The following is a 15,467-nucleotide window of genomic DNA, read 5'->3' on the forward strand; positions in this document are numbered from 1 at the left end:
GCGTTCAATCTGAGCCATGATCAAACTCTTCAATTTAAGTTTGGTTGCCTATAAAGGCGGCTCAATGAATTGCTGAATTAACTGCTGCAACTAAAAGTTGCTTTGGTCACTTCATCAGACATTGAAAATCAAAAATTGTTTTTGATGCTCGATGCTGTGAGTGCCCACACAGATTGCTTGATTCAAATTGTTAAAGAGCAGGGTCTGAAACTATAACCCTCACCAACTTGCTTTGCAAGGTGGACCAGACGCGCACTGCGCCGTGCTGATGGAGGCGCATTATAGGGAGCGATTCTTGGCTGACAAGCAGAAATTGCGATTTTTTTTGATAAACGACGCCGACTGTTTAAGTAACGACCAATTCGAGTGATATACAAACAAAAAGGGCCCCGAGAGGCCCTTTTCAATTCCGTTGCCGCGACAAATCAGATGGAGAAGCTGGAGCCGCAACCACAGGTGGTGGTGGCATTGGGGTTGGTCACGGTGAAGCGGGAACCTTCCAGACCTTCGGTGTAATCCACACTGCCGCCTACCAGGTACTGCAGGCTCATGGGATCGATCACCATCGTCACACCACTTTTCTCAACGACGGTATCCCCGTCATTGATTTTCTCATCGAAGGTGAAACCGTACTGGAAACCGGAGCAGCCCCCCCCGGTGATGTAGACCCGCAGCTTGAGCTCGGGATTTTCTTCTTCGGTGATCAAGGTCTTCACCTTGTTTGCTGCCGCATCCGTCATCTGGATAGGCAAGGGGGCTTCTGCTACTGCACTCATTACTGACCTCACAACCGTTAAATCCACGAACATGGAAACCGTGAAATTATCCAATACCCGACCATTCAGTTCAAGTATTCACCGCTCCCTTACTGCGCCGCCGGCAGAGGCGAGGGTTGAGTCACCATGGGTTTGAGCACGTCCCCCCACTCCACCAGCAATTCCTGGGCGGGTTGACGGCCCTCCTTGGCGATGACGATCTTCACCCGGTCGGGCGTGAAGCCCTCCGGCAGTTGCCAGTTGCCTTCGAGCAGCTGGAAGTAGCGCAGTGAATAACGCCCCTCTCCGGCCTTCATGCCAAGATCCCGCCCAGTCAGGGTCTTGGGCTGGTCTGCCAGGCTGCCTTCCACCCGGATCTGCACCTGTCCCCGAAACAGCTCCCGCTTCTTCGCGGGCTGGGTCAGGGCCAGGCGATAGTGATAGCGACCCGGCACGCTGGTCTCCTGCAGGGTCAGGTTGTCGATAGATACCCCCACCTGATCACCGGTAGGGCGCATGATACGCTCGAAGAAGGCCAGCTGGCGCTTCTGCTCCTGAACCTGGACCTCCTGATCCTTGAGCATCTGCTGCAGCTGTTCGAAGGCCGCCTTCTGGGTAGCCAGCAGGGTGTCCTTGACCCCCAGATCCGTCTTGAGCTGACTGATGGCCTTGCTCTGTCGCTCCAACGTCTCTTGTTGCACCGTCATCAGGCTGCTCTGGGCGAGTTCCTGCCGATTCCCGACGAAATACCCGATGCTCGCCCCCACTGCCAGCACCACCAGTAACTTCACGATTTGGGACATAAGGCCTCTTCTATATATGCCGACATCATCACGGCCTGTATCCCTTCACTATACGCGACCTTGCTGGATTGCGCGGATAAACAAAGAGTTAACTTCCAGCCATGCTGCTTTCACCCCGCTTTTGACGCGCCGCAAGCCGTAAAGTTCGCTCTAGGATCTGGGAATAGATGGGACGTCCCCCCAGCCATTGCGCCACCAGAGTGGCGCCTATGGTGGTGATCATCATGGGCAGGATCAGCTGATAGTTGTCGGTCATCTCGGTCACCAGCACTATACCGGTAATGGGCGCACGCACGGTGGCAGCAAAAAGCGCCCCCATGCCGGCAATGGCGAAGGCGCCCGGCTCTATGCCCAGCTCGGGGAATGCCGCATGGAACAGATGACCGAAGATCACCCCGAACAGGGTGCCGAGGGCCAGTGTCGGCGCAAAGACCCCGCCGGGGGCACCGGAGCAGAAACAGACCAGGGTTGCGATCAGTCGCACCGAGAAGATGAGGAAGAGCGTGGCCATCGCATACTGGCCATCCATCAGATGAGGGATGAGCTCGGTGCCCCCGCCGGTCACCGACGGGGCGAAGAGAGACAGCACGCCGAAGGTGCCCGCCACCAGCATGCCGATGGCGACGAAACGATGGCGTTTGTTCTGGTGCAGGGCCAGGTAACCGTCCTGGCAGGCGAGTACCAGTTTGTTGAACACGAAACCCAGTACCCCGAAACAGCCCCCCATGAAGAGGAACAACCAGAGGGCTTTCAGGGCCGGTGCATCGTAGTGAGGCAGGGTGATGACGGGGGCCTGCCCTTTCATGTTTTGCAGCATCAGGGTCGCCATCACGGCCGAGATCCCCACCGCCTTGATGGCGAGGAAGGAGTAACGAAACTGCGGGCGCATCTCTTCCATCACGAAGAGGATCCCCGCCAGCGGGGCATTGAAGGCGGCGGCCAGGCCACCCGCAGCCCCGGCCGCCAGCAGGGCGTGGCCATGCTCCCTGGGCAGCCGGAAGATATCCGCCACCATCTTGCCGAGGTTGCCCCCGATCTGGACCGAGGGCCCCTCACGCCCCAGCACCATGCCGGAGCTCAGGGTGCAGATGCCGCCGAAGAACTTGACCGGCAACACCCGCCACCAGCGCACCGGCCGCAGCTCGTCCATGGCGCCCTCTATCTCGGGGATCCCCGAGCCCCCCGCCTCCGGTGCAAAGGCATGAGTGAGGAAATAGCCGATCATACCCAGCAGGGCGCTGAACCCGAACCCCAGCAGACCGAGCTGCCACCAGGGGCGCTCGGCCAGCAGATCCAGCCGCTGCCCGACCAGCCAGTGCACACCGGATTCAAACAATCCGCACACCAGGCCGGCCAGGACCCCGACCAGGGCGGCCAGTACCAGCACGAGGAGTGGCATCTTGTCCTGCCGGATCAGGCGCTGCAGGACAGGAGCACGACGCGGCGCGGCCGCCTCGCCGAGGGGGAGAGTTTGTTGCACCATGAGTAACCACATTCAACTGACGAGGATCGAAAACCCCGGTCTCGGCTCGGCTGCCCAGCACAGGGCCTTTCTGCTATAGTCGGCCCGTTTCATTTATCACGGGTGCAGACCGAGAGTCCGGGTAGCGAGATCGCAAAGCATACTCCTCCCGCCATGACCTGCCGAGCCGCAATCCGCAGCCTGCGCCCGGATGACGACCAAAATCCCATTAAGGATGATCCATGTCAAAATCAGATCAGCTGTTTGAACAGGCCCGCCAGACCATTCCGGGCGGCGTCAACTCACCGGTCCGCGCCTTCAATGGGGTCGGTGGCACTCCCCGCTTCATCGATCACGCCGATGGCGCCTACCTCTATGACGTGGACGGCCAGGCCTACGTGGACTACATCGGTTCCTGGGGCCCCATGCTGCTGGGTCACAACCACCCGGCCATCAAGGCCGCCGTCATCAAGGCCGTCGAGAAAGGCCTGAGCTACGGCGCCCCTACCGAGATAGAAGTGCTGATGGCCGAGAAGGTACGCCAGATCGTTCCCTCCATGGAGCAGGTGCGGATGGTCAACTCCGGCACCGAGGCCACCATGAGCGCCATTCGCCTGGCCCGCGGCTACACCGGCCGCGACAAGATCGTCAAGTTTGAAGGCTGCTACCACGGCCATGCCGACTCCCTGCTGGTCAAGGCCGGCTCCGGCGCCCTCACTCTGGGCCAACCCAACAGCCCGGGTGTACCGGCCGACTTCGCCAAGCACACTCTCACCTGTGTCTATAACGATCTGGATTCGGTGCGCGAGGCCTTCACCCAGTACGGCAGCGAGATTGCCTGCATCATCGTCGAACCGGTGGCCGGCAACATGAACTGCATCCCGCCGGTCCCTGGCTTCCTGGAAGGGCTGCGCGCTATCTGCGACGAGTTCGGCGCCCTGCTGATCCTGGACGAAGTGATGACCGGCTTCCGCGTCTCCCTGCGTGGCGCCCAGGGCCACTACAATATCGACCCGGATCTGACCACCCTCGGCAAGATCATCGGTGCCGGCATGCCGGTGGGCGCCTTCGGCGGCAAGAAGAAGGTGATGCAGCACATCGCCCCGACCGGCCCCGTCTATCAGGCGGGTACCCTCTCCGGCAACCCGGTTGCCATGGCCGCTGGCCTTGCCATGCTGGATCTGCTGCTGGAGCCGGGGCTCTATGAGCAGCTGAGCGCCAAGACCGCCCGGGTGGCCGAGGGGCTCAAAGCCGCCGCCGCCAAGCATGGCATTCCGCTTACCATCACCTATGTGGGCGGCATGTTCGGCTTCTTCTTCACCGAAGAGACCGAGATCACCCGCTACGAGCAGGTGACCCGCTGCGACATGGAACGCTTCAAGCGCTTCTACCATCTGATGCTGGAAGAGGGCGTCTACCTGGCGCCGAGCGCCTACGAGGCGGGCTTCCTGTCGCTGGCCCACGGCGACATGGAGATCGAACACACCCTGGCCGCCGCCGAGCGCAGCTTCGCCAAGCTGGCAGGCTGAGCCGCTGCCGGATGAACAAAGGGCCCCTCGGGGCCCTTTTTGTTTTTGCGCGCCACTGTGGCTCCTTCTGGTGCAACGTCCTCCTCCTATCCCCGGGCTTGCCACTTCCCGGTGCAACCGACGCCACAAAGGCTGTCATAAAACGGGCCCACTATTTGCACCACCCAGGAGACAGGAGCCCAGTTGAGCGAGGTTCATATGGCAGAGATGAGTCCCATCGATGTGCTGCGGCGCTATCAGGAGTACGAGACCGAGCTGGCCCCCCTGCTGCTGGGGCTGCTCACCCTCCCCCGGGAGACGTTCAAGACCTACCCCTTCGTTCAGGACGTCCGGACTCTGGCGGCGCACCCGGCCAAGCCCTGCATCCTGGCCCCCATGCCGGCGGCGCAGGGGCAACTGCGCCTGCTGGTGCAGGGCCACGGCCGCGAGCTGGAGATCAACCTGCACCAGCTGATCGCCTGGCTGATGGGAGACAGGGAGCGGCGCCGCGCCATCCCCTGGTTCAGGGCCGTTTATATCGTCCTGAGCCTGGCCCTGTTTCTCATCGTCGCCACCCTGATCTGGCACGGCCTCGAGCAGCTCTATCTGCTGCTGTGCGGCACCCAGCAGAACCGGCTTGGCGCCTTCAGTGCCATCATCTTCCTGACCCTGGCGCTGGCGGTGTTCGATCTCGGCAAGACCATACTGGAGGAGGAGGTGCTGCTGCATAAGGACATCTTCCGCCACAGTGCCATCCGCCGCACCATCACCCGCTTCATTGCCGCCATCCTGATCGCGGTCTCCATCGAGGGGCTGCTGTTGCTGTTCAAGGGCTCTCTCGGTCAGGTCGAGCTGCTCTGGCCTGCGGTGGGGGTGATGGGCTGTGCCGTGGGACTGCTGCTGGCGCTCGGTCTCTATGTGTTTCTCGGAGCCAGGGCCGAGGCCGCGCTGGTCGCCTCCGGCCAGCGGCAGCCACCCCACACGGGGGACACCCGCAGGCTCCTCACCCGTCGGTACAGGGGCTTCCGGCGACCACAGTGACGAGGCAAGCAAAACGGCGGGTGACCCCTGGGTCACCCGCCGTTTTGCACAGAAGGGATGAACGGATTGACTAGCCGGTGACTTCTGCCAACTGGGGTTGCGGCGCGCGACGGGCGGCACGCCAGGAGGCGTACATGGTCCAGGAGGTGTAGATGACGATGAAGGCCACCAGCCATTTGAGCATCTCCATATCCATGGACTGTACCAGCATGGCCGCCAGCACCACCCCGATGGGACCGAAGATCGCCACGGCCAGCACGGCCCTGGCATCGAAGGCCCCCTTGCGGATAAAGGTGCCCGCCGAAAAGACGCTGAGCACGGCGGTGGAACCCATCATGATGGGGAAGGCAGCCAGCGGATTCATCCCGAGCAGATAGACGAGGGTCATGCAGGGGGCGAACAGCCCGATGCCGACATTCATCAGCACCCCGAAGAGGAAGTTGCCTGCCAGGGCTATCCCGAGCTTGTAGCCACTGAGCCCCATCGCCTCTCCCCCGAGGGGGAAGAGCCCCAGCAACCCGGCGAAGATGAGCCCGGCCACCACCAGCAGGGAGACCGCCATCACCAGCCGGATGGTCTGGCGATCGAACGAGGCGACGTGGCGCGCCCCCCAGGCCGCCCCGGCTGCGGCGGCCACCATCATGCCGATCAGGGTCACCGGATCCACCTTGACCGCCCCGATGAAGATGAGGGACTGGGTCACGGTCGGCAGCACACACTGGCCGTTGAGGGTACCCGGCAACAAGCGATCGTCGATCAGCTTGAACTGCTTGTAGCAGGCGGTCTTCACCGCAAAGCTGCCCACCCCCAGGGTATCGAGAAAGTTCGCCACGAAACCGATGGCCGCCACCGGCCAGAAGGGCGTCGCCTCCAGCTGACCCTGGCGGCGCTTGTGCCACCAGGCGTGGATCAACATGAAGATAAAGACCAGGGCACAGCCGATAAACAAGAGACGCAGAAAAGTGACAAGCATAGGGGGACCTCCAGCAACGGGCGGCGATTCTAAGGCAGTGCCCGGAAAAAATCCTGGCCAGGATCAAGCTCTCGTCAGATGCAAACGTTTGGCGTCGCCGATTCTTGCTGGCGGATTTCGAATGACGCTAACCATACTTGCCATGAGGGCGACAGCCCGGGCTCATCGGGCGTAGTCCTGGTCATTTCGCGACGACCACAGCACCGATGGGACATAACAAAAGAAGGCGGGGTGACCCGCCTTCTTCTTTTTACTGCCTGGCTGCCCGGAAATCCCGGGCTATCCAGCGAGGCAGCCGGGGAGCGAGACGGTCGATCAGCCTGTCGGACAAGGGGGTCAACAGCAGCGGCGGCAGGCAGACAAGGGAGAGACTGAGGGCGCCGACATAGACGTCCGTCATCCAGTGGGCGCCGGCGAGGATGCGGGGGGCCGAGAACAGGGGCACCATCAGCACGGCGGTCACCGCGGCCCAGCGCGGCAGATAGCGCAGGGCGAAACCGGCGAAGATCATCAGGAACAGGGCGTGATCGCCGGGGAAACTGTCACCGGCGGAGTCCTTGGTCGGGATGGCACTGATTTCGGTCAGCCGCAGGGCCCCGTCCACCATCAGGGTAGGGCTGGGACGGCTGACGGGCAGCAGGTGGCCGAGCTGATTGATGACCAGAGCCCCCAAGAGCATGACGAAGCCCATGGCCACCAGGCGGCGGCGCCCCTGCTCGTCGGCAGAGAAGAAGCTGCGGGCCAGAATGCCCCCCATGCAGGCGAGGGCGGCCAGGTCGAACAGGCGATGATTGGTGATGGCCACCAGATCGGCCCAGCGGGCGGACTGGCCGAGCCAGCCATTGACCAGGTGGAAGGTGGCAAGATCCCACTGATCCCAGGGGCCATGGTCCGGCAGGGCGCCCCAACTGACGGCAATCAGGCCCCCGACCAGATAGAAAGCGATGAACTTGGACATGCCGACGGTTCCTTGGAAAAAGCCGGTATTCTAGGCCCGCAGAAAGCTGTTCTGAATCACAAAAATGTAAGCATTCGTGTCAAAACCGAACCTTGTTGAGTCCTCCCGCCCGATCGGTACAAGGGCCAGCCACCTTGGCGCCTCCACGGCTTGCGGCTAGTATGACCACTCCGTTTCTTCAGGATGATGATGATGCGCAGTTACCTTCGCATGATGCTGTTTGCCCTCGGCCTGCTGGCGGGTGTCCAGATCCCCGGGCTGGTCGATCTCTACTACCAGCGGCTGGACGCGCGCCTGCAACAGGCCAGCCTCGGCCTGGCCCCCTTCCAGCGCACCGCAGACCAGCACTTCAATGGCGATCTGCAGGCCCTGATCGCCCATTACGGCGCCAGCCAGGATCCCGTCTTCACCCAGGATGCCACCAGCCTGCAACAGCTGGTGAGCCAGCGGAACCACCTGCAGGAGGAATTCGCCTTCCGGGATCAGGCCTGGTACCGGCAGATCAGCCACCTGCTGCTGCGCGCCGATCCCCAGCTCTGGCAGGACACCCTGCACAACTACGGCTACGTGGTCCCCCTCAAAGAGGCTGCCATCTTCTGCGGAGTGGCGGCAGGCCTGATTGCCTCACTGGCCGGGGATCTGCTGCTCAGTCTCCTGCTGTGGCCATTTCGTCCCCGCCAACCGCTCTCCCGCCGCAGCCTGCGCTGAGGCTCTCAACGCCCTGACGATCACTGGAAAGGCTCGAGATAGGCCTCGATGGCCTTCTTGAGCCAGGCCAGCACCTTGCCATGGTGGGCGTTCTCCGACAGATAGACCCCGTAGTCGCGCCACTGCAGGCTGAACTTGTGCTTCAGGGTCAGCAGCTCCCCCTGGCGCAGCTGGCTCTGGATCAGCGGCGAGGGCAACACGGCCCAGCCCAGACCATCCAGCACCGCATCCCGCATCAACTCGAAACTCGACAGACCGATGTGCTGACCCCCGATGGGCAGCAGACTCTTGACCGAGAACTCGTCGACATAAGAGAGGGTGACCTGGGTGTGGCCGCTCAGATCCTGCTGCAGCACCCGTTTCAGACCGGCCAGCGGGTGGCTCGGCGCTACCACCATCAGGGTGCGGATGGGGTTCAGCACATCGATGCACAGGCCGCTGCGCTCCTGCTCCTCGGTGATGAGGCCGAAGGCGGCATCCACGAACCCCTCCTCCACCAAAGCAGGCAACTCGGGGGGCGATGCCAGCACCAGGGAGATGCTGGTACCGGGGAACTGGCGGCGCAGGGTCCCCAGCATGTCACGCCAGACCGATTCGGGGATGGCGTCGTCCCGCGCCACCCGCAGCGCCACCTCGGCGCCGGAGGCATGGTGCTCGCACTTGAGCTGCAGGCTGTTGGCCGCCTGCAGCAGCCGCTTGCAGTCATCCAGCACCTGCTCCCCGATCTCCGTCAATCGACTTCGATTCGCCCCGCGTTCAAAAAGTTCGACGCCAAGCTCCAACTCCAGTGCTGCGATCGCCGTACTGACTGCGCTGCGACTCTTGCCAAGGCGGCGGGCAGCATTGGCAATGGAGCCACTTTCCGCTGATTCCACAAAGAGTTCTATCTGATTGAGCTTCATAAAGGCGCTGGCATGCAGAGGATCCGGTCTTTACCTTAGCCCGCCCCTGTCGCACAAGGCAAACCCATGGCGTCCGATTAATCGACGCTGAGCGATTCCCGATGCGGCCGGGGCCCCGGCTATCCTTGCCGGGTCGAAGCCACAAAAGGACGTTTTATGTTAATCAGTCGCCTGTTATTGGCCCGGATGTTTTTGACCGGCGCCATCCTGACCGAGGTCGCCGGCACCTCCTCCATGACCCTCATCGCGGACAATGGCGCGGGTTGGCTCAGCTACCTGCCCATGTGGGTGCTCATCGCCCTCTCCTACTTGATGTTGGCCAAAGCCGCCAAAACAATCTCCATTGGTATCGCGTTCGCCCTCTGGGAAGGGCTGGGGATCGCCTTGATCACCCTGGTCTCGGTGCTGTTCCTGGATTACAGCATCAGCCCTCAGGCGCTGCTCGGGCTGGCGCTGGCCATAGTGGGGATTGTTATGGTGACCCTGGGTGAGACCCATGATGAGCCAACCTCGACGTCAACCTCACGTCCGATGAAGGAGGCCGTATGCACCCGTTGATCATCGTACTGGGCGCGGCGCTGCTGGACATAAGCGCCAACATGGCCATCAACCGCTCCGTGGGATTTCGCTACAAGGGCTGGGGCCTGCTCGGCATCCTGCTGGTGCTCTGCGCCTTCACCCTGCTGTCGGAGGTGGTCAGCACGGGCAAGATAGACCTCGCCATCGCCTACGCCACCTGGGGCGCCATCGGCATCCTGGGCACGGCCCTCGGGGGGCTGCTGCTGTTTGGCGAGCGCCTCAAGCCCATCGGCTGGGTCGGGATCCTGGTGATGGCGGTGGCAGTGGCCCTGCTCACCACCGCCTGATACGGGCAATCCCATGCAAAGAAGCCGCCCACTCGGGCGGCTTCTTGTGTTTATGGCGTCGGGTTGTGCGTCGCCTGCGCGGCGAGCCCGCCCTATCGCTGGGCTTCGTAGAGCTCCAGGGGCAGACCGTCCGGGTCGGCGAAGAAGGTGAAGCGCCGGCCGGTCAGCTCGTCCACCCGCACCGGCTCTACCGCCACGTCGTGTTGCAGCAGATGGGCGATGACCCGGTCGAGATCGGCCACCCGGAACGCCAGGTGACGCAGACCGCACGCCTCGGGCCGGGAAGGGCGCGGGGGCGGCGCCGGGAAGCTGAACAGCTCCAGCTGGCTGCCGTCCGGCAGCGCCAGATCCAGCTTCCACGACTGGCGCTCGGCCCTCAGGGTCTCGCTGACGATGGGCAGCCCCAACACCCGGTGATAGAAGTGGCGGGAGCGCTCATAGTCGCTGGCGATGATGGCCACGTGGTGGATGGCGTCGAACAGGGGATGGGTCATGGACACTCCTTGCAAAACGGGCAGCCTGGGCTGCCCGTTTCATTGCGTTGGTATCAGTTGAAGAAACCGTTGAACCACTTGTCCAGGGCATTGATCGGGTTCGGGTTGGAGACCGGGCTGGCACAGCTCATGGGCTCGGCCAGGCCGGCCAGCCTTGCCGGAACCTGCAGACTGCCCGGGCAGTCGCTCGCGACCCGGGCCCCGTTCGCACGGGAGAAGTTCGCCCAGCTCACCCCTTCCGGCATCTTCAGGCTCAGGCTGTTGACCCCGCGCTGGCCCATGTAGCCGCTGAACAACTGCAGGGCGCCGCTGGCACCGGTCAACCCGGCCGGGGTGTTGTCGTCACGGCCAACCCAGACGCTCACCAGCTCGTTGTTGTCCATGCCTGCAAACCAGGAGTCCCGCAGCTCGTTGGTGGTGCCCGTCTTGGCGGCCATGGTGGCGCCGGGGAACTTGGCGCCAAGCGCCCGGGCCGTGCCCTGGCTCACCGTCTTGGTCATGGCGAACAGGGTCAGCCAGCTAGCCTGGGGATCCGTCACCCGCTTCGCGGTCTCGTCATGCTGGTAGAGCTGGCTGCCATCGCCGTTCACCACGGCACGGATGGCCGACAGCGGCTGGGTCAGCCCCTGGTTCGCGATGGGCAGGTACATCTGGTTCACCTCCATGGGCGACAGGGCCACGGCCCCCAGCACCAGGGACGGATAGGGCTGGATCTCCTGCTGGACGCCCATCTTGTGCAGGGTGTCCACCACCTTGTCCAGACCGACCTGCATCCCGAGGTTGACGGTCGGCACGTTCAGGGAGCTGGCGAGCGCTTCCATCAGGGGCACGCTCTGGCGGAACTTGCGATCGTAGTTCTGCGGCGTCCAGATCTGGCCGTCCTGGCCGCGAATGCGGATCGGCTGATCTTTCAGCGGCGTGCCCAGGGTGAGGCCGTTGGAGAGGCCGGTCAGGTAGACCGCCGGCTTGACCAGGGAGCCGATCTGGCGGCGGGCATCCAGCGCCCGGTTGAAGCCGGCGTAACGGGGATCCCGCCCCCCCACCATGGCGACCACCTCGCCCTTGTGCCAGTCGGAGACCACCATGGCCGCCTCCAGCTTCTTCTTGCCGCGCTGCTTCTCGATGGTAGCCAGCCCCGTCTGCACCGCCTGCTCGGCGGCGTGCTGGGCGATGGGGTCCAGGCTGGTGAAGATCTTGAGGCCAGACTGCTTGAGCAGATCCGGGCCGAAGCGGTTCTGGATCTCCCGCTTGAGCAGCCCCATGAAGGCCGGGGTACGGCCATAGCTCATCTGGCCACGGGTAATGATGCCGAGCGGCTGCTTGCTGGCGAGCTCATATTCGGCCTGGGTCAGGCTGCCGTGATCCATCAGGAGCTTGAGCACCAGATCCCGCCGTGCCTTGGCACGGTCAGGGAAGCGCCAGGGATCGTAATAGGAGGGCCCCTTCACCATGCCCACCAGCAGGGCCACCTGATCGATGTCCAGCTCGTTGACCGGAATGCCGAAATAGAAGTAGGAGGCGAGCCCGAAGCCGTAGACCCCCTGGGAGAAGTTCTGCCCCAGATAGACCTCGTTGAGGTAGGCCTCCAGGATCTCGTCCTTGCTGTAGCGGTAATCGATGAGCACCGCCATGTAGGCTTCCTGCAGCTTGCGCCAGAGGCTGCGCTCGCGGGTCAGGAAGAAGTTCTTGGCGAGCTGCTGGGTGAGCGTGCTGCCCCCCTGCACGGTGCGCCCCGCCAGCAGGTTCGCCGCCATGGCACGCATGATGGCCACCGGCGAGACACCGCCGTGCTGGTAGAAGTCCCTGTCTTCCGTGGTGAGCAGGGTCACCAGCAGGCTGTCCGGCACCTCGGAGAGGCGAACCAGCAGGCGATCCTCCCGATCCTCGGTGTTGAGGCGATCGAGCAGCACCGGGTCCATCTGGGCGTACCCTAGCTGACGCTGGTTCTCCAGGGACTGGATCCCCTCCAGACGCGCGCCGCTGAAGGTGAGGCGCAGACCCCGGGCGCCGTCGGCGCCGTCGTGGAACTCGAACGGACGGCGCACCAGCTCGATACGATTGCCGTTGACCGCGTACTCCCCCGGGGTGTGGGGCTGGCGAACCTGCTTGTAGCTCAGCATGTTGAGCTCGCGCAGCATCTGGGTCTGGGAGAGGCGCTGCCCCGGGTACAACTCCAGGGGGCGGCTATAGACCATCACGGGCAACTGCCACTTCTCGCCGTCGAAGCGCTCGCGCACCTTTGTATCGAGATAGATGCCGAACACCACCATGAAGGCGCCCACCACCAGGGAGAGCTTGAAACCAAGCCAGAACAGGGTGCGCCAGATGGTGCGTTTGGGCGCCGCCTTCTTGGGTGGGCTCTTGCGTCGTTGGGTTGCCATAAATCCTCTTGTTTTCCTACTCGTCATCTCGCCTTCGCGAGCGGCCAGGCATGCCGGTTCCTGTGGTGGAGCGGCCCTGAGCCAGGTCCATCCTGTTCTGATCGCACCAGCCGGTCACTGTCGTGCCGGCTACTCCTGCAATCCCATCTTCTTCTTGGTCACCCGGGTCGGCATGGCCTCCAGCGGGTTGTCGGGCCAATAGTGGCGGGGGTAGCGCCCCTTCATCTCTTTCTTCACTTGCTCGTAGGATCCCGCCCAGAAGGCGGCGAGATCCGCGGTGATCTGCAGCGGGCGCTGGGCCGGGGAGAGCAGCTCAACCACCAGGGGCACCCGGCCATCGGCCACGCAGGGGGTGGCGCCCAGCCCGAACATCTCCTGGATGCGCACCGGGATCGCCGGGGCCTGGCCGGGCTGATAGCGGATCCGCACCCGGCTGCCGGTCGGCGCCGTGAAGTGGCTCGGCAGCGCCTCGTCCAGCCGTCTTGGCAGGGGCCAGGGCAGCGACTGGCGAAGGATGTCGCAGAGATCGAGTCTTTTCAACTGCTCCAGCCGGGTCAGGCCGCTCACCGAGGGCAACAGCCACTGCTCGAGGCTGGCCAGCAGACTGTCGTCGTCCATCGCAGGCCACCCCTCATCCGGCAGCCAGTCGGCGGCGCAGCGCAGGCGGGCCAGCAGCCCCTCGCTGGCATCATTCCAGGGCAGCACGTGCAGCCCCTTGCGACGAATACCCTGCAACAGGCAGCGCCCCTTCTGCTCGTCCGAAAGATCCGTCAGCGGCCGCTGGCTCAGCACCAGTTCACCCAGCACCTGCTGGCGCTCGGCGCGAACCCGCTCCTCCCGATCGTCCCAGTCGAACCACTGGCGCTCGCTCACCAGTTCCGGCAGCTGGCGCACCAGCTCGTCCAGCTCCACCGGCTCGGCGATGAAGATGCGACTGCCACGCTCGTTCTGGCCCATCTCGACGGCAATGAGCGCCCCCTGCCCCTGGCAGGGATGCCCTTCTACCAGATCGCAGCTCACCCCACCACTGAGCTGGTAGCGTTGACCGCTGCGCAGCTTGCCGATGCGATCCGGCCAGGCGAGGGCGCAGAGCAGCCCCAGCCACTGACCTTGCGCATTGGCGGGACGCGCGCCGAGCCGCTCGAACCAGCGGGCGGCCCCCTGGCGTAGAGCGCCCTGGCGGCGGTGGAACAGCACGGAAAGGCGCTCCGATCCTCGCAGATCTTCTTCCAGCAGCGCCACCAGGAAAGCCGCATCGGCGACAATCCCTGTCAGACCCTCGGCCTCCAGCTCCCGGGCACGCAGCAGCATGCGGGCTAGGCGGGGATGAGTACCGAATGCCGCCATGGCACGGCCGGCCGGGGTGAGTTGTTGCTCCCCCTCCGGTTTCATGGCGCCGAGGGCCACCAGCAGCCGCTGGGCACTTGCCACGGCCGCCGCCGGGGGTGGGTCCAGCAGCGGCAGATCTTCCACCCTGGCCCCCCACTGGGCGGCGTCCAGCAAGAGGCCGGTCAGCTCCTGGGTGAGGATGTCGGGGGGGCTCTGCTCGGCAAGGCGCTCCTGCACCTCGCTGCTCCAGAGCCGGTAACAGACGCCGGGGCCGAGGCGACCGGCCCGTCCTGCCCGCTGGGTAGCGGAGGCCCTGGCGATGGGGCGGGTCTCCAGCCGGGTGACGCCGCTCTTCATATCGAAGGTGGCGCGCCGCTCCAGCCCGCTGTCGATGACTACGGACACCCCCTCTATGGTGAGGGAGGTTTCCGCCACATTGGTGGTCAGCACCAGCTTGCGGCTGCCCGCCGGGGCCGGTTCGATGGCCGCCTGCTGGGCCGCCATCTCGAGGCGACCATAGAGGGGGGCGAGGCGCACGTCCTCCGGCAATCTGCCCTCGAGCCACTGGGCCAGCCGCTCTATCTCCCCCTGCCCCGGCAGAAAGACCAGGGCGCTGCCAGCCTGGCTGGCGAGCGCCTCCAGCACCACGGCACCGACCTGGGGCTCCAGCCACTGCTGGCGATTGGCGGGGCGGTAGTGGTATTCAATGGGGAAGCCACGCCCCTCGGAACGGATGACGGGGGCCTCCGGCAGCAGGGTCTCGAGGGCCATGCCCTCCAGGGTGGCGGACATGATCAGCAGCTTGAGATCGTCCCGCAGCCCCTGCTGGCTCTCGATGGCAAAGGCGAGCGCCGTATCCGCGTGCAGGCTGCGCTCGTGGAATTCATCGAAGATGACCAGCGACACGCCGCTGAGCTCGGGATCCTGCTGCAGCATCCGGGTCAGCACCCCCTCGGTGACGATCTCGAGCCGGGTGGCGGCGCTGGTGCGGCTCTCGCCCCGCACCCGCAGGCCGATGCGCTCGCCCACCTTCTCCCCCAGCTGGCGCGCCAGGAAACTCGCGATGTTGCGTGCCGCCAGGCGCCTGGGTTCCAGCATGATGATGCGCCCGGGCAGCCGCTGCTGGCGCACCAGCTCCAGGGGCAGCAGGGTCGACTTGCCCGCCCCCGGCGGGGCCTGCAGGATCACGCTGGCGTGGTGGTCGAGGGCGGCAAACAGCTCGGGCAACACCGAGACGATGGGGAGTGGGGACAAAGCGGCGCAAACCTTCTGTGATGACAGTGAAAC

Annotated in this window: 14 protein-coding genes; 5 read left to right on the plus strand and 9 right to left on the minus strand. The window is 64.1% G+C overall.

The features are described from left to right. Window positions 1-425: 425 nt before the first annotated feature. The 3 genes from erpA to clcA all read right to left on the minus strand — a co-directional run bounded on the left by erpA (window position 426) and on the right by clcA (window position 3,041). Window positions 426-776: an iron-sulfur cluster insertion protein ErpA gene (erpA, locus tag J9885_RS00995; protein ID WP_010675554.1), complete on the minus strand. Its 351-nt coding sequence runs from the start codon at window positions 774-776 to the stop codon at window positions 426-428. A gap of 89 nt (window positions 777-865) precedes the next feature. Continuing rightward, the gene (locus J9885_RS01000; protein WP_210547805.1) at window positions 866-1,558 is read right to left on the minus strand and encodes a DUF6776 family protein; all 693 of its coding nucleotides are present in this window, start codon (window positions 1,556-1,558) and stop codon (window positions 866-868) included. An 88-nt stretch (window positions 1,559-1,646) separates the two neighbouring features. Further along, window positions 1,647-3,041 carry a H(+)/Cl(-) exchange transporter ClcA gene (gene clcA, locus J9885_RS01005; RefSeq protein WP_210547806.1) on the minus strand — a complete coding sequence of 465 codons (1,395 nt, stop codon included), beginning with the start codon at window positions 3,039-3,041 and terminating at the stop codon, window positions 1,647-1,649. A gap of 221 nt (window positions 3,042-3,262) precedes the next feature. Here clcA and hemL point away from each other — a divergent pair, with 221 nt between their 5' ends. Further along, on the plus strand, window positions 3,263-4,549 hold the full coding sequence (hemL, locus tag J9885_RS01010; protein WP_210547807.1) for a glutamate-1-semialdehyde 2,1-aminomutase: 1,287 nt from the start codon (window positions 3,263-3,265) through the stop codon (window positions 4,547-4,549). Window positions 4,550-4,747: 198 nt separating this feature from the next. Continuing rightward, complete coding sequence (locus J9885_RS01015) at window positions 4,748-5,569, plus strand: hypothetical protein (RefSeq protein WP_210547808.1); 822 nt, start codon at window positions 4,748-4,750, stop codon at window positions 5,567-5,569. 70 nt (window positions 5,570-5,639) lie between these two features. Here the strand turns inward: J9885_RS01015 and J9885_RS01020 are convergent, their stop codons facing one another. Then, complete coding sequence (locus tag J9885_RS01020) at window positions 5,640-6,542, minus strand: sulfite exporter TauE/SafE family protein (protein WP_043764208.1); 903 nt, start codon at window positions 6,540-6,542, stop codon at window positions 5,640-5,642. Window positions 6,543-6,792: 250 nt separating this feature from the next. Next, window positions 6,793-7,500 carry a phosphatase PAP2 family protein gene (locus J9885_RS01025; protein ID WP_043764207.1) on the minus strand — a complete coding sequence of 236 codons (708 nt, stop codon included), beginning with the start codon at window positions 7,498-7,500 and terminating at the stop codon, window positions 6,793-6,795. Window positions 7,501-7,692: 192 nt separating this feature from the next. Here J9885_RS01025 and J9885_RS01030 point away from each other — a divergent pair, with 192 nt between their 5' ends. Continuing rightward, a complete protein-coding gene (locus J9885_RS01030; protein WP_210547809.1) occupies window positions 7,693-8,208 on the plus strand; it encodes a DUF2937 family protein in 516 nt (171 codons plus the stop codon). A 20-nt stretch (window positions 8,209-8,228) separates the two neighbouring features. Here the strand turns inward: J9885_RS01030 and J9885_RS01035 are convergent, their stop codons facing one another. Further along, on the minus strand, window positions 8,229-9,110 hold the full coding sequence (locus J9885_RS01035) for a LysR family transcriptional regulator (protein WP_043764205.1): 882 nt from the start codon (window positions 9,108-9,110) through the stop codon (window positions 8,229-8,231). A 156-nt stretch (window positions 9,111-9,266) separates the two neighbouring features. On the opposite strand from J9885_RS01035, the gene J9885_RS01040 reads away from it, so the two are divergent. Both J9885_RS01040 and J9885_RS01045 read left to right on the plus strand, forming a co-directional pair. Further along, window positions 9,267-9,668, plus strand: a complete 402-nt coding sequence (locus J9885_RS01040) for an SMR family transporter (RefSeq protein WP_210547810.1) — start codon at window positions 9,267-9,269, stop codon at window positions 9,666-9,668. Continuing rightward, window positions 9,656-9,976, plus strand: coding sequence for an SMR family transporter (locus tag J9885_RS01045; protein WP_043764202.1), 321 nt, complete (start codon window positions 9,656-9,658; stop codon window positions 9,974-9,976). Before J9885_RS01040 ends, J9885_RS01045 begins: the two co-directional genes overlap by 13 nt. A gap of 92 nt (window positions 9,977-10,068) precedes the next feature. Here J9885_RS01045 and J9885_RS01050 read toward each other — a convergent pair whose 3' ends face one another. The 3 genes from J9885_RS01050 to hrpB all read right to left on the minus strand — a co-directional run bounded on the left by J9885_RS01050 (window position 10,069) and on the right by hrpB (window position 15,434). Further along, complete coding sequence (locus tag J9885_RS01050) at window positions 10,069-10,470, minus strand: VOC family protein (RefSeq protein ID WP_210547811.1); 402 nt, start codon at window positions 10,468-10,470, stop codon at window positions 10,069-10,071. Window positions 10,471-10,523: 53 nt separating this feature from the next. Continuing rightward, a complete protein-coding gene (gene mrcB, locus J9885_RS01055; RefSeq protein ID WP_210547812.1) occupies window positions 10,524-12,851 on the minus strand; it encodes a penicillin-binding protein 1B in 2,328 nt (775 codons plus the stop codon). 129 nt (window positions 12,852-12,980) lie between these two features. Then, window positions 12,981-15,434 carry an ATP-dependent helicase HrpB gene (gene hrpB, locus J9885_RS01060; protein ID WP_210547813.1) on the minus strand — a complete coding sequence of 818 codons (2,454 nt, stop codon included), beginning with the start codon at window positions 15,432-15,434 and terminating at the stop codon, window positions 12,981-12,983. Window positions 15,435-15,467 lie beyond the last annotated feature (33 nt).

The sequence above is a fragment of the Aeromonas sp. SrichE-2G genome (assembly GCF_017939565.1).
In the GTDB taxonomy this organism is placed as follows: Bacteria; Pseudomonadota; Gammaproteobacteria; order Enterobacterales; family Aeromonadaceae; genus Aeromonas; species Aeromonas taiwanensis.